Consider the following 21,030-nt stretch of genomic DNA (forward strand, 5'->3'; position numbering starts at 1 on the left):
GCAAGCCGTCGCCCAGGCTGAAGGCAACATCGTAGGCGCGCATGATCTCGCAGATTTCTTCGAAGTGCGTATAGAGGAAGCTCTCCTTGTGGTGCGCCAGGCACCACTTGGCCATGATCGATCCACCGCGCGAGACAATGCCGGTCAAGCGCCCGGCAGTCAACGGTATGTAGCGCAGGAGCACGCCGGCATGGATCGTGAAGTAGTCGACCCCCTGCTCAGCCTGCTCGATCAGCGTATCGCGGAAAATCTCCCAGGTCAGCTCGGCCGCCCTTCCGTCGACCTTCTCGAGCGCCTGGTAGATCGGCACCGTACCGATCGGAACCGGGCTGTTGCGGATGATCCACTCGCGTGTTTCGTGGATATTCTTTCCGGTCGACAGGTCCATCACCGTGTCGCCCCCCCAGCGGATCGCCCAGGTCATCTTTTCGACTTCTTCCTGGATGCTTGAACCCAGTGCCGAGTTGCCGATATTGGCGTTGATCTTGGTCAGGAAGTTGCGTCCGATGATCATCGGCTCGCTTTCCGGGTGATTGATGTTGCACGGAATGATCGCTCGCCCCCGGGCGACTTCGTCGCGAACGAACTGCGCGGTGATCTCATCGGGAAGGCTGGCGCCGAAGCTGTTTCCCCGGTGCTGCCGACAAAGAATCTGCGCCAGTCGCTCGCCCTGCTCGCCAGCCGCGCGCAACTGTTCGATGTAGGCACGCCGGTTGTTGTTTTCGCGAATCGCGACATACTCCATCTCCGGCGTGACGATCCCGCGTCGCGCGTAGTGCATCTGGCTGACGTTGGCGCCGGCTTTGGCGCGCAAGGGCTTGCGCTGCAGGCCGGGGAAACGCAGTTCGTCGAGCGCCGTATCGACGGCACGCTGGCGGCCGAAGCTTGAAGTGAGCGCGGGCAACTCCTCGGTGTCGCCGCGTTCAGTGATCCACGCTCCGCGCAGTGCGGGCAAGCCGTGCCGGATGTCGATCGCAGCCTGGGGGTCGGTGTAGGGACCGGAACAATCGTAAGCGTAGATCGGTGGGTTGGCTTCGCCGCCGCTCGCCGTTTCGGTGGGCGACTGCGAGATCTCGCGCATTGGCACACGGATGTCTGGCCGGCTGCCAACGACGTAGATCTTGCGCGAATTTGGCAATGACCTGATTGCCGCCTGATCCACACGGGCCTCGACAGCAATGAATTTATCGTTCGCGTTCATGCTTTCTTCCTTGAGAGAGCCGCCGGCGCCAAAGAGCTGGTGGCGGCCGGACCGGCAAGCGGCTTAGTGCGCGGCACGAGCTCGTGCCGGGTGCCGAGCTTGCTGGAGGCGCCGCGCCAGCCGAAATTGGCCAGCCGACGCTTGCGGGGCCATCCAAGCTGGTCAATCGGCCAGCGCAATGAGCAAGGTGTCGTCAAGCATCGTAACCTTGTATGAGCTTTCCTTGTACGTCTTGTTGTCGGCCAGCAGCGTCGTCTTTACCGTGTATTTCTTGCCCTTTGCCGAGGCCGGCAACTTGAACTTCGAATTGGTCTGATACCTGCCGGCTCCATCGACGCTCGCCACACGTTCGGTCTTTTCATCGACCAGTTTGTTGTTTTCATCGTATATCGCGTACTTCTGCGTCACCTCGGGCGCCTTGTCTCCGTAGCCGATGAGATCCGTATTCGAGGTCACCTTCACTTCGCGCTGCCCGTCGGTCTCAGGCGCACCGGTCTTGACGACGGTGTCGAACTTCACCGGTCGCACTTCACTCTTGGGAATGACTTGCCCCCTCTTCTTGTATTCGGCGTTCAGCTGGCCGGCATCAGCCACCTTTTTCGACTCGAAATACCAGCCGATCATCAGGCCAACCGCAGCGCCGACTGCGGCACCGACCAGGCAATTGTGCCCGGTTGCCGTGGCCAGGGCACAGCCGGCAGCGGCGCCGACGAGGGCACCGGTGGCCCGGTCGTCCATTCGCGTCGAGCCGTCCGGGTTGGTAACGCAAGCGCTGAGGAAGAAAATCCCTGCCAGACAAGCGGCAGTTCGACGCAAGGCAAAACGGTGATTGTCCATTCCTGTTACTCTCCCTGAAAACTCCTACTGTGCCTTGACGGCGATCGGATCGTCTATGCCGACCGTGAAAATCACGGGTCGCTGCTCGCGCTTGGTGAGTTCTATAACCCTGTCTGTCACATAGCTTTGTAGCGTCGATGGTCGGATTAGACCGTCTTTTCTAAAGTCGGCTCCCCCACGGAGGCCTTCGATGATCGCCTTGGTAAAGGCACCGTTTCCCCACGCCGGGTCTTCCTGCGAATACTCCTTGCCGGTAGACGATGCAAAGACGAGAACCCCTCGTTCTTCATTGATTTCGTTGAGGGCTTTGGTCAGGTCCGGATTCGTCGACGACTGGCCGGGACGGGCATTGACCCCCGAATGACAAGTATCGATGAAGAATGCGGAGCGCCCCTTCAGGCCGAGCAGAGTGCGCGAAATCTCCTCGCCGGGTACCCAGCGCCGTGGCGCATTCTGCTGTTTCCAGTTTTCGAATTCCTGCGGGTTCTTGAAGTCGGCACGCGAGGGCAGCACTTCGGGGTCTCCCGGGATGAAGTAATACGCCGCCCCTACGCGATCGCCGTGGCCAGCCATGAAGACGACGCCAGCGTCCTTCTCGCCGACGCTTTCGCGCAGCCAGCGCAGGCCATCGAGCACATTCTGCCGGCTGGCCTGCTCGTTGATCAACAGTCGCGGGACAGCGGTTCCGTAGAGTTTGCCCGCCTGGCGGACCATGTGGTGGTTGAAGTCACGCGCGTCCTTCTCTGCCAGATCAAGCTTCCACTCTTCCGGGTACTTGCTGACGCCGATGATCAACAGATAGAGCGTCTCGAAGCGCGTCTCAGGAAGCTTGACCGGTGCGGCAGCTCGCCGAACGCTGATCACCGCGGGCTCCGACTTTCCGTTCTTGTTCGCAGCGAATAGCCTGATCTGGCTGTCCAGCGGGGGAACCTCTACTTGTACCTCGTGCGCCTCGCCGCGCGTGCTGCGTAGAGCACGGTTGTCAAGCGAACGAACCAGCTTGTCGTTTACTCGCACCTTGAGCTCGCTCACCGGTGCGTCGCTTGGGCTACGCAGTACGAAGCGCACCGGCACGGTGCTCGCCGAGGTTTCGAGTTGGCTGTCGGTCTGCAGATCGATCACCGGCGGCAGGAGGGTGGCCACGCTGGCTGGTCCGCGTGTGGGCGGCGCGGACGCGGGCGCTGGCGGCGGCGCTGACGGCGCCAACGCCTGTGGGCGCACCTGGCTCTTGCTCACCTGGGCTGCCGGCGCTGGCGAAGCATCGCTTTCGCTGACGCCAAGCGCCGCAAGCGCGCTCGCGGTCGCACGTACCGCCTCGCCTTCATCGCCGGTGCGCAGAATGCTCTGGATGATCTCCGGGCGGTAGAAACGATCGCGGAAACGGCCGACCGAGAAGAAATCGGCAGCAACATTCGGGCCGCGGTTGAGGTGCCAGCCAACAAGATCCTCTCCCTCGAGCGAGGTGTCGTAGTAGCCTGAAGGCGACCAGATGATCCAGCGCTTGCCGTCGATATGAACGAAGAGCGCGAGTTGTTCACGCCCATCGCGCATGCGGTACCAGCGGATCGTGCCGTCGCCCAGGCCGGCCACGACCCATCGGCCGTCGCCCGAGACGTTGGTTGCCCAGGCTGCGGCCGGCGTGCGCTGTTCCCAAAGCGGGTTGCCGTCAGCCGTGTAGGCCCGCAAATACCATTCGCTACCGATGACGAAGCGTTGCTTGTCGGAACTGAGCGCCAGGCTGCGCGCAACCTCTCCGGGGCGCAGATCAAGTGGGCGCGAACCAAGCTTCGGCGCGGAAGAATTCTTCCAGTTGCTCGGTCCGCCGCCCATCCAGCCCGGCTGGCGCGGTGGATCGAGTTTCACTTCCGGGTTGTAGGGGCGGACATCCCCCTTGGCGAGGTCGAAAAGCAGGGCGCTGCCGCCAGGAGCAAGCGGGAAGGCGACCCGCGCGGCGTCCTCCGAAAGCATGAACTTCTCGTCGGCATCACGATAATCGGCCGTCTGTTGGCGCGCATAGAGCCGCCGGCTTCCGTTCGCATCGAAGCTCGCCCAGGAAGGTTCCGCACTGCCGACCAGCACGCCGTCGCGCCAGGCAGCAAGCGCGGTGACGATGTTGCTGAAGCCAGTAATCTCGCGGGGGGCGGCTCGTCCACCATCGGCAAAGGCGAAAACGACAAAACGGTCGCGCGCACGCGCGGTACCAGCGCCGTAGAGGACGCGCCCATCGCTGTTCCACGCGACGCGGCCGAGGTTCCCCTCGCCACTCGACGCGGTCGAGTGACGCACGCTCAAGGTCGCCGCGTCGAGCACATCGATTCGGCCGAGGTCCTGATAGCCGACAGCCAGCATGCTGCCATCGGGCGAGAATGCAACTGAATACGGTTTGCCGGGCATCTGCTTGCGCGCCGTCCGCTGCAGACCCTTGCGATCGATCCGGTAGAGGCGGACGCTGCCATCCAGGCTGCAGGTCGCCAAGCGCCCGTCTGCGGCAAAATCGGCCCCGTAGATTGCCTCGTTGTACTCCGGATCGCTGCCAACGAAGCCAAGGTTGCGCTGAAAAACGCGCAAACCCGACTGGCGCAGGCCAACCGCAACGAACTGGCTGTCCTTCGACCAGGCGAGCTGCGTAAGGGGCGCCTCAAGACCGGAAAGCGTACTCTTCGGCGGGAGCCGGCCGGACGCCCGATCGAAAAGGTAAAGCGAGTGAGTCCGGCCATCGAAGCCAGCGTTGCCGCCCAAGGCTACCTGCCGCCCGTCCGGCGAAAGGGCTGCTGCGTAAAGCGCGCCGACGCCTTCAGCGCCGACGGGCGGCCGAAATACCGTCAGCAGGCGCCCGCTCGCCGCGTCCCACAAGCGCGCCGTCTTATCCTCTGAAGCGCTGACGATCCAGCGCCCCTGACTATCGCTGCTCACGCGGGTCACCAGCGAGAGATGGGCGCCCGCCTCGATGCGCAGAATCGGTTCGGTCGGAACCTCAGCCGCAACCGCCCCAACCAGGCACAGGACAAGACCGAGTGCAAAGCGCCGGCAAGCGTCTCGCGTCCACATCGGCAGGCCCATGCAAGGCCTAGCGAACAAGAATTTCAATGCGGCGATTTCTCGGCTCGGGCGTCTCGTCCGGGGTGGCGATCAAGGGTTCGCGCTCGCCTCGCCCGGCTGTCTGAATCGAGTCTTCTGGCTGGCCCTGCTGCACCAGGCGTTTCTTGAACGATTCCGCGCGCCGCAAGGCGAGGCGATCGTTGTCGGCGACCAGGCCGACCCGGTCGGTATGACCGACGACAACGATGTCGGGAACCGGGCGCGCCTTGATTTCGGCAACGATCGCGTCAAGGTCGCGTTTTGACGCTGACGTCAATTCATCACTTCCTTCAAGGAAGTACAAAGTGAAGCGCGCTGGAGCCGGTGGCGAAGCCTCGAGCGCTTGGCCGAACCGCTTCTTGACCTCCTGTTCATTGCTGCTTCCCTGCTCAAACCGACCACCACTGGTGCGAGCGCTTTGATACGGCTGCTCCAGCCTGATTGCGTGACCACCCTCGATTGCCTTGACGTTCAGCGTACCGGCGTCGCCGGAACCCCGGTTCGGCAGCAGGACGTAGCTATCGCGGTTGGCACAGGCGGCGATACTGAGTGAGACGGCAAGAACGATTGACAAGCTTTTCATCGCTTATTCCCCAACACTAACGACGTAATTCTTTGCCGTACCGCTGACTTCGGCCTTGGGTGTCACCATGCGCATTGCTCCCGGCGTCTGCTTGGCGATGTTTCCGGCTTGTACCGAGACGGTTCCCCGTTTGATGTAGGCGTCGAAAGCGCCCATGTACGTCGTCGAGTCGTACGCATAACGTTGCAGCTCGACCTCCGCGTCCGGCCCCAGAGAAAGCGTCGAGTTATCCTTGAACATGATGCCGACGGATCCGTTGCCGCCGGTCTGGATCGTGTCTTTCTCTTTCAGGCGCGCGCCGACGACTCCCGGATAGCGTTGTCCGTCGCGTTCGATGCTGACCACACCTCGCGACACTTTGACCTGAGCATCCCACCCGGCGGCTGCAGCCGGAGCTGGCTCGGCAGCCATCAGAGGAGCCGCACAGAACGCCGCGGTGCACAGTACGCTCACCGTCGCCAAGCCATGAACCGGCTTGTGTCTCAATATCTGCAGCATGAGAACCTTCCCAAAAAATTTGTCGGTACACCGTGTCCTTCTGACAGCAGTCTAACGCGCTAGTGCCCGTGCGGCAACCTGACTGGCTTCAGTCGCCGCGACGATGTGGCCGACCTTGCTTCCGGGCAAGAGGGGGCGCGTTGAAAAAGCGAAAAGCCACCGCTGACGGTGACCCGTCAGCGGTGGCTTCGTTTGCGACGAAATTACTTCTTGGCGTCGCCAATCACGCCAGCTTCGTTGGTGGCGGTATTGCCCTTGCCGACAGCAACCGCGGCGGCGTTGGTTTGCTTGGCCTTGATGTCGGTGCGGCCCTGAACCGAGGTCTTGCCCTTGATCGCGCCGGCGGTGTTGGCGGCCTTGTTGTCCTTGCCAACGGCTACGGCAGCGACGTTTTCCTGTTTGGCGTCGATGGTCGTCGTCCCTTTGACTTTGGTGTCCTGAGCGAAGGCGGGAGCAGCAGCAAAGGCGGCGGCGAGGATGATGGCGATAGTGCGCATAGAGATTCTCCTTAGTTGGTTTGTGGTTGCTAGGTACTGCCTCGTACTACGGTACTGCTATGGATGCTTGCCGTCAGCCGGCAACAACCTTGAACACCACGCGCCGGTTCTTGGCGTCGCGCGGATCCAGGTCCCTTAACGGATCGGTCGAACCCTTGCCTACTGGCACCAGACGCTTGCGCTCGACCGACCCCTTGTCTACGATGAACTTCACTACGGCATTCGCGCGCTCGCGCGACAACGCCATGTTTTTTTCCGGATTCCCTTCCGCGTCGGTGTGTCCCTCGACGATGACGCAGCGATCGGGGGTAAGGGCCAGAATCTTGCCGATCTCGGTCAGTGTGTTGCCTGAGCCCGGCGTGATCACGGCACTACCCGGACGGAACTGAATCGGAAACTGGACGGCGGTGGCGCGAACGTCGGGCGGCAGCGCCGCGCAGTCAGCACCCCCGCCGCTGGCTGCGGGAGCAGCCCCGGGTTGGGCTTGCGCGGCGTCACCATCGAAAACGATCGCCCGCGTCCGCTTCTTCTTCGGCGCTTCCGAGGGCTCGGTCATCGCACGGCGCAGTTCCTCGAGGCCAGAAGCATCGTCGTCGGCTGCCGTGGCAAGCGGAGCAAAGCTGACGCCGTTCACCAAGCTTACCAGGGCCACGGCGGCTACCCGTTTAAGATTCGCTTTCATTGACTGTCTCACTTGCATACGTTGATGACTTCTTTGGTGGTCACGACGACATCTTTCGGTGCCCTTTGGCCAGGCCGTCCCGTCTGGGCCGTACCTACGTTAACGTTGCACGTGTTATTCCGTTTACTTCCGATGTTAACAACTCGCTTCTGCAACGCCGGATCGTCCGGATTGCCACCCTTTTGCCAAGCCTTGGCCATGGCATTGTTGACTTTCGTCTGGGAAGCCGCGTTGAGGTTCTGGACGGCGTAGGACGCGCCTGCCGAGAGACAGACGAGCGCGACAACCAGGTTTCGCGTAATTCTGGGTTTACTTGCATTCATCGCTGACAATCGCTCCTATATTGGTACACGCTTTCCTGTTCCTGCCCGCAGCCACCGTCGTAACGTTGGCGGCAGAAACATTGATCCGTGTATTTCCCCTCTTATCACCTTGGATGACGCCCACCCGATTGCGAGCGACGTTGTTGCTGCCTATGGCAACCGCCGCCGTATTCCTGGTTGACGCGTTGATCTCGGTGTTCCCCTGGACACGGGTGGTTTTCTGAGCATGACATGACTGCGAAATGCTCAGAGCGGCAAGCAAGGCAAAGCACACCTTGATTGACGATCCAGAAATGCGGGCGAACCTGCTCATGGCAAATCTCCTGCCTTGACGTTAAGCGGCAACCGAGTCGGCGGCCGTCCCTTCAGGAACGCTTCGCGCATTCCAGCCAGAGCCTTTTCCGTCACGCCGAGTCGAGTTGCCGAGAACGACCCAGCATCCGGCGTAAACATCAGATAAGCCTGCATTTCATTGATCAGGAGTTCCTCGTTCTCAACCGCGTAGCGCATGCTGGCCAGGAAACGACGGAAAGCATCCCTTTGCGCGTCGGTCAGACTGTCTTCCCAGAAAGCCCGGCAATACTTGTTGTAGGCAAGGTTGGTGTGAAACTCGCCATGCGCCAGTTCGTGCAGAAGAATGGCATAGCGCGCATTGCTCGTCACACCCGGCTCATTACTGCGGCGTTCCTGCACCTGAGGGATCGACAGAACCATTGTGTGCGGCTTTTGCGCCTGGTAGAAGCCACGCCACTCCTTCATCAGTCCCTGCTCGATAAGAAAATCGCGCAGTGCGTACTCCTCCGCAAACAGTTCCACCTTATCGCGCTCGGCATAATTGAAGAACTGCACCAGGTCCGACACCCGCAGATCGTGCCCGGCGGCGAAACTGGCAAACGTCCGGTTGGCCGCGCCAATGTACTTGGTCAGTTCCTCGGTCGTCAGAACACGCGGATACGGTTCGCTGTACTGATGTTCCTTGAGCTGCGTCACGCGGTTGAACGTGCGGCCCAGAACCTCAAGTCCCGGCACATCAATGATCCAGATCTCGTTGTTTGCGGTGTAGCGCCAGGCTAAGGGCGTGTCGGTCCGGGTCTGCAGTATCGTTCTCATGTCGCCGTCCCGGATTTCGAAGGCTTGCGCCATGGCATTGCCGAGGACGGCGGCAAGCAGGCTGAGCAGGAACAGCAGGCGATTGAGGAAGTGCATCGGGCGCACCGCCATCGTTACGCTTGCCAGAGGATGTTTGCCAGGCTTCATTCAGTCTTCTCCGTTACGCTTGCGCCTTCACCCTTCTTACCCCAGCGAATCAAGTACGTCTTCCTGGTCTTCTTGGAGAAATACTCGTTCACACCCCGTTCGATCCTTGCCCCATCGATAAAAACCTTATCGTTGATGACCAGTACACCTTCGACTTCCGCGCTCTTGTCGATCTCGCCGCTGACGTTGGCAGCGGAATTGTTCGACCCCCAATCAATGTTCACATTGCCCCCGAAATCGGCGAAGGCCATCCACGCGACGACCAGCAAGGCGAACAACAGCACCGAGGCACCGGCAATCTTCATCACGCGTCCCAGTCTCTTCGTGCTGATCAGTCATCGCGCTTCCGATAAACCGTAGAGCGTGCACGGTTGTCGTGTGCGCCTTGGCCCTCAGCCGTCGAGTGAGAGTTCGCCGCTCCCTGTGGCAGGACTATCACATTCTGTGGCGCATGGCTGTCATCGCGAGTTCGATTGGCATTCGCACGCATGCGGTTGTACGCGGCGCCGTTGGCCGCCGGTGTGCCGGTAGGAGTAGCCCCATTGGCGCCGTCGATGATGATGATGTTTGGCGAGCCCTCGAACTCGCCGCGACGCCCTTCGATCGCAGCTCGTTGGCGCGCCTCCCTGGCCGTCGCCGATCCGGCTGAGGCCGGTCCGGGGGTCGGTGCCACGATGATCTCGCCTGCCGAGGGCTGGACGCATGAGAACATGCAGGCTGCCATCACTGCCGCTTGCCAGGCACTGCACAACCTGGCGCAACGTCGACCCAACCAAGTTTCCGTGTCCATTGCATTCCTTGCGCGCAAACCAGTTCGAAACGACTAGGGCGCAACCGTGATTTCGACGACACTTGTTACGGCCGTCGGGTTATTCTGTTTGTACTGGCCGATGATGTCGTCAACCGACTTGGCGGCCAGAGGCGACAAATCGCGCGCGCCACGCAGGCTGCTCGGAATGATCAGCTCGCGATCGGAGGCAATGCACGCGACGCGTTCCGCTCCCGGTTTGTCGAAGCGGATCTTGAACCCACCCGAAGGCAGTCTGATTCCCGCTCCCGCCGGAACCGACGAGTCGGGACGGAACTGGTTCGGGAAAATGCGTGCGGTCGTTCGCGAAACGTCTTCGTAGTAGCAATAGGCCGTGCCCTGCGCATTCAGCGAGAGCGTCATGTTGAGGAACTCGCCGACCTTGTAAGAGGGCTTGGAACCCCGATCGGTGTCGAGCTTGAGCCGAAAAACGGGATTAGGCGCGCTCGCCGGCGTGGCTGCCGGCGTCGCCACAACCTGCGCCGCGACGGCCGGTTTAGCCGATGCGCTGACTCCTGGCACATAGTTCGATTTCGGTCCACCGGCCGCCGGCAGCGCCGCGATCTGATTCTGCAGGTCGTCCAGCAGGCTGGCGTAGAGGTCGAAATTCACTGCCCCATCGGCAACCAGGCCCGCTGCTGCCTGGTACTCGGCGACCGCCGTCTTCAGCGCAGGACTCGGTGTGCCATTCAGCGCGCCAGAAAAACGGCCCATTCCGGCAAGCTTGCGCTGGACGAAGAGGATGCGGTCACTCTCCTTGGCACCGTCATACCACTCCCGGGCCTGCTCGCGGATCAGCGGATTGGTGACATCGGTGTCGAGACACTTCCAGTAGGGTACCTGGGTAAATTTCCCCAGCGCCTCGATCAGGCCGAGCTCGACCAGCGTTCGTGTTGCCGCACCAACTCCTTCGTTGCGGCTGATGTCGATGTTGAAGCTCAGTCCGAGCTTGCCGATCTTACCCCCTCCCTCGCCGGCCACGCCACCTTTGAGCAGGACGAGCGTGTTCGAGGTGCTGGTGATCGGGATGATCTTGCGCGTTGCCGCATTGCCGATGCTGATATCCATGCTGATCAGATCGTACGAATCGTCCTTCGATGCGCCGATGTCGAGAAACGGCAGCGAGAAGCCGGCACCCTTGTTCTTGCGCACCGTACTGTCGTCCATTTGCGTGATCGAACCGCGAATGTAGTAGTCCGGCATCGTCCGGCTCTCTTCTCCGCGGGCCGCAAAGAGCGCTGCCAGGTCGTCAGCCGCAGAATGAAAATCGATGAAATCAAAGGCGTTGCTCTTCACGGTCATCTTCGAGACCGCGGTGATCAACATTTCCTTGGTTCCTGTCTTCACCTTCCCGGTTTCGTCGGGGATGCCGGCCGAGGTGATCGCGATGCCCTGTTTGCCGTAGGCATAAAACAGCTCGTCCATACAACGCAGCGACTGGGTGAAGTTCGTAATTGTCTTGATCGCCGGCGTTTTTGGCGCCGCGCTTCCCGTGACTTCAGCGCCGATATCCTGGCACAACCCAGCTCCTGGCAAGAGCGACAATGCGAGCAAAGACCGGCAAAAGGTTTTCATGAGTCCCCTCTGAACATGTGATCGTCAGCTTCCCCGGCCGCCAGACAGCATGCCGCCGGGTTGTCACTAGGCAGTATAGCCTCTCTCAGTCGCGCCAACGCAAGCGATCTCAATGCCTGTAGTGCGAAAAAAGTCACACTCTTGCTTTTATACACCGCGCTCGATTCTGGCTGCCGAAAGGCGTCGCCTGACGGAGGCGGCCGTCGGCGCGACGTTGGAGCGGCATGCTGCACTTCGCTACGACGTCTTTGCTGCGAGTAACGCACCGTCGTTTCCGCGGTTGACTGAATGCCTGCCTTCGCATCGCGCACCGGGGATACACAAGAAAAGTGTCCAAAACACGTAGGCGCACTGAGCGTCTACGTCCTAGCGCGGTTAACGGCGTTTGGTGGTAGAACTTTAGGGTCAGGACGCACGCGTTTTGACGAACACGCGAACTCGCTGCTCGGCCTGGCGCCGAACACGAGCGGCGGCGTCAGTGGTTGCCGTTGTCAAGAAAGCTGCGCAACTTGTCGGAGCGTGACGGATGGCGGAGCTTGCGCAGTGCCTTGGCTTCGATCTGGCGGATCCTCTCGCGAGTCACGTCGAACTGCTTCCCAACCTCTTCAAGCGTGTGGTCGGTGTTCATCTCGATTCCGAAGCGCATGCGCAAGACCTTTGCTTCACGCGGCGTCAAAGTGTCGAGCACATCCTTGGTGATGAAGCGCAGGCTGGAGTAGAGCGCCGCCTCGGTCGGTGCGAGCGTTGCGTGATCCTCAATGAAATCGCCCAGGTGGGAATCGTCGTCGTCGCCGATCGGCGTCTCCATCGAGATCGGCTCCTTGCTGATCTTGAGGATCTTGCGAATCTTCTCTTCCGGCATCTCCATCTTCTTGGCCAGCGTGGCCGGGTCGGCCTCAAGGCCGGTCTCCTGCAGGATCTGGCGGGAAATGCGGTTCATCTTGTTGATGGTTTCGATCATATGGACCGGGATGCGGATCGTCCGTGCCTGGTCGGCGATCGAGCGGGTGATCGCCTGCCGAATCCACCAGGTTGCATAGGTCGAAAACTTGTAGCCACGCCGATATTCGAACTTGTCCACCGCTTTCATCAAGCCGATGTTCCCCTCCTGAATCAGGTCGAGGAACTGTAGCCCACGGTTGGTGTACTTCTTGGCGATAGAAATGACCAAACGCAGGTTGGCTTCGGTCATTTCCCGCTTGGCTCGCCTGGCCTTGGCCTCCCCGGTAGACATCTGCTTGTTGATGTCCTTGAGTTCGCGCAACGGGATACCGATACGGTCCTGCAGGGCAAGCAGTTTCCTTTGCTCCTCCTTGATGTTCGGCGCGTTGCGCGAGAGTATGGCGCCGTAGGTTTTGCCCGCCAGCGCAATCTCCTCATCAACCCAGTCGGTATTCAGTTCGTTGCCCGGAAAGACCTTGATGAAATGGGGGCGCGGCATGCGCACGGTGTCAACGCAGATTCTCTGGATCTTGCGCTCGCACGCACGCGCCTCCTCGACCATCGCACGCACCGAGTCACATAGCCGCTCGATCGTCTTCGACGTGAAACGAATGCCCATCATCTCTTCGGAGATCTGTTGCTGCAGGCGAAGATAGGCCTTGTCCTGCGACCCTTTCCTGAGCAAGAGCGCGTGCGCCCTGGTGTAATGCTCCCGGATCACGTCGAGCCGCTCGAGCGCCTCCGTTTTCAGTTTGAGAAGAGTGGCCGCGGCAGCGGCGCCTTCGACGACTTCGGCGGCCTCATCGTCCTCGTCTTCGTCGTCTTCGACAACCTCGGTCAGCTCTTCGAGCGAACCGCTGGTACTCGGGTCGATCAGGCCATCGATCAACTCGTCGACGCGCATTTCGTCACGCGCAATGCGCTCTGCACAGTTGACGATCTCGGCAATCGTTGTCGGGCACGCAGAGATCGCCTGGATCATGTGCTTCAGCCCATCTTCGATGCGTTTTGCAATCTCGATCTCGCCCTCGCGCGTGAGCAGTTCGACCGAACCCATTTCGCGCATGTACATACGCACCGGGTCGGTTGTCCGGCCGAACTCCGAGTCCACAGTGGACAAGGCCTGTTCCGCCTGCTCTTCCACATCTGCATCGTCGGCGCCAACAGCGGGTGTGGCATCGGACATCAGCAAGGTCTCAGCATCCGGCGCTTCGTCGTAGACCTGAATGCCCATGTCGTTAAACGTGCTGATGATGCTCTCGATCTGTTCGGCATCGACAACATCGTCCGGCAAGTGGTCGTTGATCTCTGCATAGGTCAGGAAGCCGCGCTCCTTACCGAGCTTGATCAGCGTTTTCAGGCGCATCTTGCGCGTTTCTTCATCGACCGGTACAGGTTGCGTTCCCACCTGCGCCAGGAGATCGGCCGCGGCTCTGGCCTTCGCCGCTTTCGTCGTTACCGCCTTTTCCCTTGCCATGACCATTTCCCGGATGCTTTGTCGTGGAAAAACCGTATATTATAGCGCAGAATGCTCGCCGGTAGGAGAAGCGCTACCAGCACCGAGCGCCGCCAGGTACTGCTGCTTTTCTTCGCTCGACAGCCCGCTGACGCCGAGCCTCTGAATCTTTTCCTGTAAGAGGGAAAAAGAGCGCTTGCGTGCTTGCTCGCGCAGCCGCGCCAAGGCGCCCTCGAACTCCGCTTCGACCTCGTCTTCGGCCAGTTGCTGTTGCATTAGTTCAGCCGCCACCGCCTGCAGCACAGACTCGTCCTCGTTTCCGCGCAGGGCTTCGAGCAGACTTGCGTAGCCAAGTTCCGCCGTCGCCTGGCCGGCGCCAGTCGCCCGGCCGAGAAGCCGTACGAGGCGCGCTTCGGCAGATCCCTCGGGCAGCAGATCAAGCGGTACGCGGGGAAGCAAGCCCGGCCGCTGCAGAACGATACGCAGCAGCTTTCTAGCCAGTGACGGCGGGCGTCGGGAAGTGTGCGCCGGCTGCGGTCGGGCGACCGCCGGCAGGCCGCACACACTCTCAACCTCGCTCGGCGCAAGGCCACTGAGCTTGGCAAGACGCTTGACGAGTTGCAGTCGCAACAGGGGTGATGGCAAGCGAGCCAGCAGAGGCCTGGCTTCGGCAAGCAATCGGGCGCTGCCTTCGGCGCGCGTGAGATCACAGCGACCCGCCAATTCGCGCAGCAGGTACTCGGAGAGTGGGGTTGCCCGCTCGATCATCCGGGCAAAAGCCTGTGCGCCACTCCGCCGGACAAAACTGTCCGGATCATCGCCTTCCGACAGGAAAGCGAAGCCGATTTCCTTTTGCTCGGGCAACACCTCGAGACTGTTTTCCAGCGCCCGCCAAGCCGCCTTGCGGCCTGCCGCGTCTCCGTCGAAGCAGAAGATGACCCTGTCTGCCTGGCGCAAGAGCTTCTGCACATGCCTGACCGTGGTCGCCGTACCCAGCGCCGCTGCGACGTTGCTGATCCCGTGCTGGGCCAAGGCGACAACATCCATGTACCCCTCGACGACGATTACCAGGTTGCTCGCGCGTATCGCCAAGCGCGCCTGCGGCAGACCGTACAGTTCATCGCCCTTATGGAATAGCGAGGTCTCCGGCGAGTTCAGGTACTTCGGTTCGCCTTGACCGACGACGCGACCGCCGAAGGCAATGACCTCACCCCGGATATTGACGATTGGAAACATCAGCCGGTCGCGAAAACGGTCGTACAGACGACCCTGTTCAGTCCTCGCGACCAAGCCGACGGCCTGCAGCGCGGGCTCTGCATAGTCGGCGAAGGCACCGGCAAGTCCCTGGCCGCTCTCCGGCGAGTAGCCCAGGCCAAAACGATGCGCGACCTCGCCACTCACCCCGCGCGCCTTGAGATAAGCAATTGCCTTGTCCGAGTTTTTGAGCTGCTCGCGGTAGAATCGCGCGGCACGCGCCATCACTTCCGCCAAACCCTCTGTCGGTGCCGCCGGCGCAGACACAAGACCGCGCTGCTCGGGCAGCGACAAGCCGACCCGACCCGCCAGATCCTTGACGGCATCCAGGAAACCCACCCCGGCGTACGCCATCAGGAAGCCGATGGCTGTCCCGTGCGCGCCGCAGCCGAAGCAGTGGTAGAACTGCTTACTTGGACTGACGGTAAAAGATGGGGACTTCTCGTTGTGAAACGGGCAACAGGCTGCGAAGTCAGCGCCCTGCCGTTTCAAAGGGACATAGTCATCGATCAATTCGACCAGATCGACGCGTTGGAGCAGTTCGTGAATGAACGATTCCGGAATCATTTCACCAACAAACATCGCCGCCCATCGGCAGACAGGCGGCCGCTCAGTGACGAAAAAGCAGCGACGAAAAAAGTCGCCGCTAGTACAGCTTAGGCGGCAAAGTCTGGCTGCGCATCCGCTTGTGATGCCGTTTGACGGCGGCTGCCAGCTTGCGCTTGCGTTCGGCCGTCGGCTTTTCGTAGAACTCGCGCGCTCTCAACTCGGTCAGCAGACCGGTCTTTTCGACGGTGCGCTTGAAACGGCGAATGGCTACTTCGAACGGCTCGTTTTCCTTTACGCGAATGGCAGGCATCGACTCATCCCAGGTTAAAAATCAAAGGTAGATGACACATGGAGGCAAGCTGTCAAGTATAAACCGAAACCGGTGCAGGTTTCAACAGTCGACAACGAGTTGGTCACCCGGATCGGGCCCGATTCATTGACCAAGCCGACGACTTGTGCTGTAATCCCGGCTTGCACGGGCGGGCGGTTAACTCAGCGGTAGAGTGCCATCTTCACACGGTGGAAGTCACTGGTTCGATCCCAGTACCGCCCACCAGCCTCATCATCCTGTTGCCCCCGCCTGCGGGTGATGGCGACAACTCGGGAAAAGTCGGTCAAGAAAAGCGCGGCCAGGCGGACAGGGTAAGCACGCTGGCGTCAGGCATGCCGCCACTCCGCCCAACCCCCAGGCGAACGGGAGCAGCCCGGATCATGCCGAACGGCGCCGACGAACAAGCCCGGCAAACACCGAAATCAGCCCTGCCAGCGTTCCCCCGACCAGACCGACCGTGAGCAGCAGCCCTCTCTTCGGACTCACCGCCTTTTCCCAGGCAAACGTTCCTTCGATGGCTTTCGCCCCGACGCTCGCAGGAGCTTCCAGAGCGGTCTGCAGTGCCATTATTGCCTGACGCTGATTGAAGAGCTCGCTCTCCTTCTGGACGCGCAAGGCAGTCATCAGCGAAAGCTGCGTGAAGCGGTCGTCCTTGACGCCGACGTTGGCAACCGCCCGCCCCACCTGAGTCAGTTCCTTCTCGGCACTGGCCAGCCTTTCGCGGGCAATTGCCAGATCCAGGTGCATTCGATCAAGCGTCGGCTTGGCCATTTCAGCATGTTTGCTGGCCAGCTCGTGGATGGCGGCGTCGACGATTCGGCGCGCGCTGTCGGCCGTCTCGGCTTTGGCTCTGACTTCGATCAGCGCGCTGTTTCCCATTGCGGAGGTACTCTTGGCGAGGTTCAAGACCAGGTGCTCGGCGTCGGCGAGCGCTTTTGGAGAGCGCTTCAGGTCAGCCAGCCATTCTTCATGCCCAATCCTCTCGGCCACACGCAACTGAAAGGCCGGCGTTCGCATGCGCTCGACAGCCTGGATCGCGGGTTCGACTGGCGCGCTCGCCAGTTGCCCGACCTGGCCGATCTGGCCCACCTGCGCGACGGCGATCGCCTCGTACTTCGGTGGGATCAACCAGATGGCCAGACCGCCAGCAGCCAAGCCGGCGATCGCCCAGGCAGCCACGTGCCGCCAGCGTCGTTGTGCTTCCTGCCACAGTTCGAGCAGACTTCCCGCATCCTGCGCCAGGCGTGTTTCTTGTGTCATTGATTCCGCACTCTTCCCCAGGTTTACCCTGCTCAATGCAACGCCACTCCCGCTCCCGGAAAACGCGCAAAGGCGCGCCAGAGCAGTTGCCCATCGCCATGCTGAGCCGGTGCATATTCCTGCACCATCGACTGCAGCAAGGCGAGCACCTTTTCATAGTCGAAGGCCTGGCATGCGTCCTCCAGGCTTGCCAGGTGGTCGCGCAGGACAGACCATGGAACCTCATGCTCGTAGGCGCGCATGATCAGCGGATGCGACGTTCCCTCGACGTTTTCGCCGATGAGAAGCTCCTCGTAGAGCTTTTCGCCCGGCCGCAGGCCAACGATTTCGATCGCGATGTCACCCTCAGGATGTTCCTCGTCACGCACCTCGAGGCCGCTCAGATGCACCATCCTCCGGGCCAGATCGATGATCTTTACCGGCTTTCCCATGTCGAGTACATAGACCTCGCCACCCTGGCCCATCGCGCCAGCCTGAATCACGAGCTGCGCCGCCTCGGGAATCGTCATGAAGTAGCGGGTGATCTCCGGATGGGTCAGGGTAATCGGGCCGCCGCTGGCGATCTGCTTGCGAAACAGCGGAACGACCGACCCTGAGGAACCCAGCACGTTGCCAAAGCGCACCATGGAGAAGCGCGTCTTGGCACCGCTTGTGGCCAGCGCTTGCAATATCAGTTCAGACAGCCGCTTGCTGGCACCCATGACGTTGGTTGGCCGTACTGCCTTGTCGGTCGAGATGAGGACAAAGGTTTCGACGCCGGCGGCCAGTGCTGCTTCGGCCATGCAGCGCGTCGCCACGGCATTGTTGCGCAAGCCTTCGATCGGATTGTGCTCGACCAGTGGAACGTGCTTGTAGGCCGCTGCGTGATAAACCGTCTGTACTCCGAAGCTGGTCATGATCATCTGGTTGCGCCGCTGATGACTGACCGACCCGAGCAGCGGCACCACCTCGACACGCAGCTTGCGCGCGGCGCACAGCGAGCTGAGCTCCTGGTCGATCGAGTAGAGCGCAAATTCGGTGAGATCCATCAAGACCAACCGCAACGGGCGCAGGAGAACGAGCTGGCGGCAGAGCTCCGACCCGATCGACCCGCCGGCACCCGAGACGAGAACGACCTTTCCCGTCACGCACTGGCTGAGTAATTGCGGATCGGGGGCAGCCGACTCGCGTCCGAGCAGATCCTCGATTTCGATCTCCCTGATCGCATCCACTGAAATGCGACCGTCGACCACATCGGCCATTCCCGGAACCAGCTTGACCCTGCAGTGCAGGCCTTTCAGTCGCTCGATGATTTCTGCGCGCCGTGCGCGAGTGAGCGACGGTATCGCCAGGAGAACCTCGTCTATCCTCTTGCTGGCGACCAACCGCTCGAGACTGTCGGGCGAATAGACGCGCAGCCCGGCGACATCGGTACGCTGCAAGGCCGGATTGTCGTCACACAGCGCGAGCGGCAGGTAATCACGACCGGCGCGCAGCGCGCAGGCCAACTGCATCCCGGCGCTGCCGGCGCCGTAAATGACAACGCGTTTGCGCACGTCGGGCCCGCGCTCGGAGCGCACGACGAAACTGCGCGCCAGGAAGCGGGTGCTGCCAACGTAGACGATCGCCAGCAGCCAATAGATCGCCAGGACGCCACGCGACAACCCGGGGGTGTGTGTCAGGGCGATAGCAGCCGCGAGCAGCAGGACTGAAACGGTGACGCCACCCGCGACGACAAAAACCACCGTGTCTTCCATGAACCGGACGACCGCGCGGTAGAGCCCCAGACGGACGAAAACGGGAATCGCCAGCACCGGCGCGGCCAGCATCTGCCACCCATAGCCGTCGAGGTCGGGGCTCAGCGTTTCGAAACGTACGACGAGCGCCGACCAGAAGGCGAGCACCAGCAAGACGTAGTCCGCCGCCATGGCGACGAACTGCTTCTGATGGCGCGGCAACGCCAGGAAGCGCCTCAGCATGCCGCCTCCCGCGCACTCGGACGTGCGGCTTCACCGGCAATCTGATCGAGCACCCGGCAGGTTTCGACGATATCGCCTGCGGTCAAGGTCGGGTGTACGAGAAACATCAACGAGCTTTCCCCGAGCATGCGGGCCACTGGCAGCCGCTGCGCCGGTCGCCCACCGCCGTCGAAGGCTTTTTCCAGATACACCTCGGGGCACGAACCGTGGTAGCAGGGGACGCCGCGCCGGTTGATCTCCTCGACCAGGCGGTCGCGCGTCCAGCCATCGGCAAGCTGCTCCGCCCGGACGTAGGCGTAGAACTTGTACTGCGCGTGCACGCAAGCCTCGGCTTGCGCACAACGGGCAGGGCAATCGACGCGGCAGGCAAAGGTCGGCACATGCAACACCGGGTGCCGCGCACAGACCTCGGCGATAGCGCGCGCGTTAGCGTTGCGCTGCGCCGTCCAGGCGGCCATCCGGCGCAACTGTATCCGTCCGATCACGGCCTGGACTTCCAGCATGCGAAAGTTGCTGCCGAAGCCATCGTGCAACCAGCGGAAGCCCGGCGGGTGGCGGCGCTCATACACTGACTCCCAGCTCTTGCCGTGATCCTTGTACGACCACATGGCTGCCCACAAGGCGCGGTCGTTGGTGGTCACCATGCCGCCCTCGCCGCCGGTGCTCATGATCTTGTCCTGGCAGAACGACCATGCGCCGATGTGCCCGAGCGTTCCGACGCTTCGCCCGCGATAGCGTGCGCCGTGCGCCTGCGCGCAGTCCTCGATGACTTTCAGGCCGTGCTCCTCGGCGAGTGCCATGATGCCGTCCATGTCACAGGGCCAGCCAGCCAGGTGAACGCAGACGATGGCCTTCGTCCGCGCGCTGAGAACGGCGGCGATCGTGCGGGCAGAGATGTTCCCGCTGGCCGCCTCGACATCGGCAAAGATGGGCCGCGCTCCGGCGTTCACCACGCAGGAAACCGACGCCATGAATGTACGCGGGGTGACGACGACCTCGTCGCCGGGACCAATTCCCAGCGCCTTGAGCGCCAAGTCGAGCGCCAGCGTACCATTGGCCAGGGCGATCGCGTATTGCGCGCCACACCACGCGGCGAATTCTTTCTCGAACTCGCGACACTCGCTACCTGTCCAGTAGCTCACCCGGTTCGAGAGGATGACCCGACGAACGGCGTCGGCTTCTTCATCAGTGAAACTTGGCCACGGGGAAAACGCAGTATCCAGCACCGGCTCAGACCTTTACCAAGAGTTTGGCCGGATTGCCGACCACCGTTGTCCCAGGCGCGACGTCCTTTGTCACGACCGCACCCATGCCAACCACTGCGCCCCGGCCGATGACCAGCGGCCTGCCCGGCCTCCCCTGTTTCAACACGGCGCCAGAACCGATGTACGCGTGATCCTCGATGACGATGTTGCCATTGCACTTTGCGCCGGGAGCGAAGGTGACGAAATCTCCGACGATACAGTCGTGCTCGACGTAGCTATACAGATTGGCATGGAAATGCCGCCCGATCCGAATATTCGAAGTCAGCGTGACGAAGGGCGACAGGATCGCTCCCTCGCCAACTTCGACGTCGTCCATGACCACCACATTCGCCGCACGAACCGACCAGAACTCGACGCCATCGTCGCGGCAGCGCTGGGCAAGCGTCTCGCGTAAGCCTGCGTCGGCGATCGCCAGGACGACCTGATGCCGCCCTGCCGAACTGGCCAGGAAGTCGCGATAGGTCAGCACGCGCCGACCGTTGACCACCGCCGCGGGGGGGCGGTCGTCGACAAAGACCAGCCTTTCCGCCGGCACGCCCAGCCGGCGCAACTGCTGCTCGGCGATCGGCATTACGCCCCGACCGCAGCCGCTCGCCCCATAGACCGCAAACAAGTCGGCGATCATTCGCGTTCCCTGACCGCCGAGCCCGAGAAACGTGGCATCGTCGCTTCACCG

General features: G+C 61.6%; 19 protein-coding genes and 1 tRNA gene. 2 read left to right on the plus strand and 18 right to left on the minus strand.

Annotated elements, in window-relative coordinates:
- The 10 genes from thiC to RKP46_RS07235 all read right to left on the minus strand — a co-directional run.
- On the minus strand, nucleotides 1-1,201 hold a 1,201-nt coding region (thiC, locus tag RKP46_RS07190; RefSeq protein WP_311106017.1), incomplete at its 3' end, for a phosphomethylpyrimidine synthase ThiC.
- Between the two features lie 162 nt (nucleotides 1,202-1,363).
- On the minus strand, nucleotides 1,364-2,038 hold the full coding sequence (locus tag RKP46_RS07195; RefSeq protein ID WP_300329174.1) for a glycine zipper domain-containing protein: 675 nt from the start codon (nucleotides 2,036-2,038) through the stop codon (nucleotides 1,364-1,366).
- A gap of 24 nt (nucleotides 2,039-2,062) precedes the next feature.
- Nucleotides 2,063-5,098, minus strand: a complete 3,036-nt coding sequence (locus RKP46_RS07200; protein ID WP_311106018.1) for a caspase family protein — start codon at nucleotides 5,096-5,098, stop codon at nucleotides 2,063-2,065.
- Nucleotides 5,099-5,105: 7 nt separating this feature from the next.
- Nucleotides 5,106-5,699, minus strand: a complete 594-nt coding sequence (locus RKP46_RS07205; RefSeq protein WP_300452802.1) for an OmpA family protein — start codon at nucleotides 5,697-5,699, stop codon at nucleotides 5,106-5,108.
- A 3-nt stretch (nucleotides 5,700-5,702) separates the two neighbouring features.
- Complete coding sequence (locus tag RKP46_RS07210; protein WP_300452800.1) at nucleotides 5,703-6,197, minus strand: FecR domain-containing protein; 495 nt, start codon at nucleotides 6,195-6,197, stop codon at nucleotides 5,703-5,705.
- A gap of 203 nt (nucleotides 6,198-6,400) precedes the next feature.
- Nucleotides 6,401-6,694, minus strand: coding sequence for a hypothetical protein (locus RKP46_RS07215; RefSeq protein ID WP_300329185.1), 294 nt, complete (start codon nucleotides 6,692-6,694; stop codon nucleotides 6,401-6,403).
- Nucleotides 6,695-6,767: 73 nt separating this feature from the next.
- On the minus strand, nucleotides 6,768-7,376 hold the full coding sequence (locus RKP46_RS07220; RefSeq protein ID WP_311106019.1) for an OmpA family protein: 609 nt from the start codon (nucleotides 7,374-7,376) through the stop codon (nucleotides 6,768-6,770).
- Between the two features lie 309 nt (nucleotides 7,377-7,685).
- A complete protein-coding gene (locus RKP46_RS07225) occupies nucleotides 7,686-8,012 on the minus strand; it encodes a hypothetical protein (RefSeq protein WP_311106020.1) in 327 nt (108 codons plus the stop codon).
- A complete protein-coding gene (locus RKP46_RS07230; protein ID WP_311106021.1) occupies nucleotides 8,009-8,956 on the minus strand; it encodes a hypothetical protein in 948 nt (315 codons plus the stop codon). Before RKP46_RS07230 ends, RKP46_RS07225 begins: the two co-directional genes overlap by 4 nt.
- Entirely contained in the window at nucleotides 8,953-9,264 is a 312-nt protein-coding gene (locus RKP46_RS07235; protein ID WP_311106022.1) for a hypothetical protein, read from the minus strand. Before RKP46_RS07235 ends, RKP46_RS07230 begins: the two co-directional genes overlap by 4 nt.
- Nucleotides 9,265-9,510: 246 nt before the next feature.
- Here RKP46_RS07235 and RKP46_RS07240 point away from each other — a divergent pair, with 246 nt between their 5' ends.
- Entirely contained in the window at nucleotides 9,511-9,783 is a 273-nt protein-coding gene (locus RKP46_RS07240) for a hypothetical protein (RefSeq protein WP_311106023.1), read from the plus strand.
- On the opposite strand, the gene RKP46_RS07245 is transcribed toward RKP46_RS07240, so the two are convergent.
- From RKP46_RS07245 to rpsU, 4 genes are all read right to left on the minus strand, one after another.
- Nucleotides 9,780-11,189: a DUF4384 domain-containing protein gene (locus RKP46_RS07245; RefSeq protein WP_311106024.1), complete on the minus strand. Its 1,410-nt coding sequence runs from the start codon at nucleotides 11,187-11,189 to the stop codon at nucleotides 9,780-9,782. The genes RKP46_RS07240 and RKP46_RS07245 overlap by 4 nt on opposite strands.
- Nucleotides 11,190-11,814: 625 nt before the next feature.
- A complete protein-coding gene (gene rpoD / locus RKP46_RS07250; protein WP_311106025.1) occupies nucleotides 11,815-13,758 on the minus strand; it encodes an RNA polymerase sigma factor RpoD in 1,944 nt (647 codons plus the stop codon).
- Between the two features lie 39 nt (nucleotides 13,759-13,797).
- Nucleotides 13,798-15,573 (minus strand): DNA primase, encoded by a 1,776-nt coding sequence (gene dnaG, locus RKP46_RS07255; RefSeq protein WP_311106026.1) that lies wholly within the window; start codon nucleotides 15,571-15,573, stop codon nucleotides 13,798-13,800.
- A gap of 64 nt (nucleotides 15,574-15,637) precedes the next feature.
- The gene (gene rpsU, locus RKP46_RS07260; protein WP_012807257.1) at nucleotides 15,638-15,850 is read right to left on the minus strand and encodes a 30S ribosomal protein S21; all 213 of its coding nucleotides are present in this window, start codon (nucleotides 15,848-15,850) and stop codon (nucleotides 15,638-15,640) included.
- Between the two features lie 171 nt (nucleotides 15,851-16,021).
- On the opposite strand from rpsU, the gene RKP46_RS07265 reads away from it, so the two are divergent.
- A tRNA-Val gene (locus tag RKP46_RS07265) sits at nucleotides 16,022-16,096 on the plus strand.
- Nucleotides 16,097-16,249: 153 nt separating this feature from the next.
- Here the strand turns inward: RKP46_RS07265 and RKP46_RS07270 are convergent.
- Genes RKP46_RS07270 through RKP46_RS07285 form a run of 4 tightly spaced genes read right to left on the minus strand, consistent with a single transcriptional unit; the run spans nucleotide 16,250 to nucleotide 20,979 of the window.
- Nucleotides 16,250-17,131, minus strand: coding sequence for a hypothetical protein (locus RKP46_RS07270; protein ID WP_311106027.1), 882 nt, complete (start codon nucleotides 17,129-17,131; stop codon nucleotides 16,250-16,252).
- Nucleotides 17,132-17,163: 32 nt separating this feature from the next.
- Nucleotides 17,164-19,089 (minus strand): nucleoside-diphosphate sugar epimerase/dehydratase, encoded by a 1,926-nt coding sequence (locus tag RKP46_RS07275; RefSeq protein ID WP_311106028.1) that lies wholly within the window; start codon nucleotides 19,087-19,089, stop codon nucleotides 17,164-17,166.
- Nucleotides 19,083-20,315 carry a DegT/DnrJ/EryC1/StrS aminotransferase family protein gene (locus tag RKP46_RS07280; protein WP_311106029.1) on the minus strand — a complete coding sequence of 411 codons (1,233 nt, stop codon included), beginning with the start codon at nucleotides 20,313-20,315 and terminating at the stop codon, nucleotides 19,083-19,085. Before RKP46_RS07280 ends, RKP46_RS07275 begins: the two co-directional genes overlap by 7 nt.
- 4 nt (nucleotides 20,316-20,319) lie before the next feature.
- On the minus strand, nucleotides 20,320-20,979 hold the full coding sequence (locus RKP46_RS07285) for a NeuD/PglB/VioB family sugar acetyltransferase (protein WP_311106030.1): 660 nt from the start codon (nucleotides 20,977-20,979) through the stop codon (nucleotides 20,320-20,322).
- Between the last annotated feature and the right edge of the window lie 51 nt (nucleotides 20,980-21,030).

This window comes from Accumulibacter sp. (assembly GCF_031732815.1).
In the GTDB taxonomy this organism is placed as follows: domain Bacteria; phylum Pseudomonadota; class Gammaproteobacteria; order Burkholderiales; family Rhodocyclaceae; genus Accumulibacter.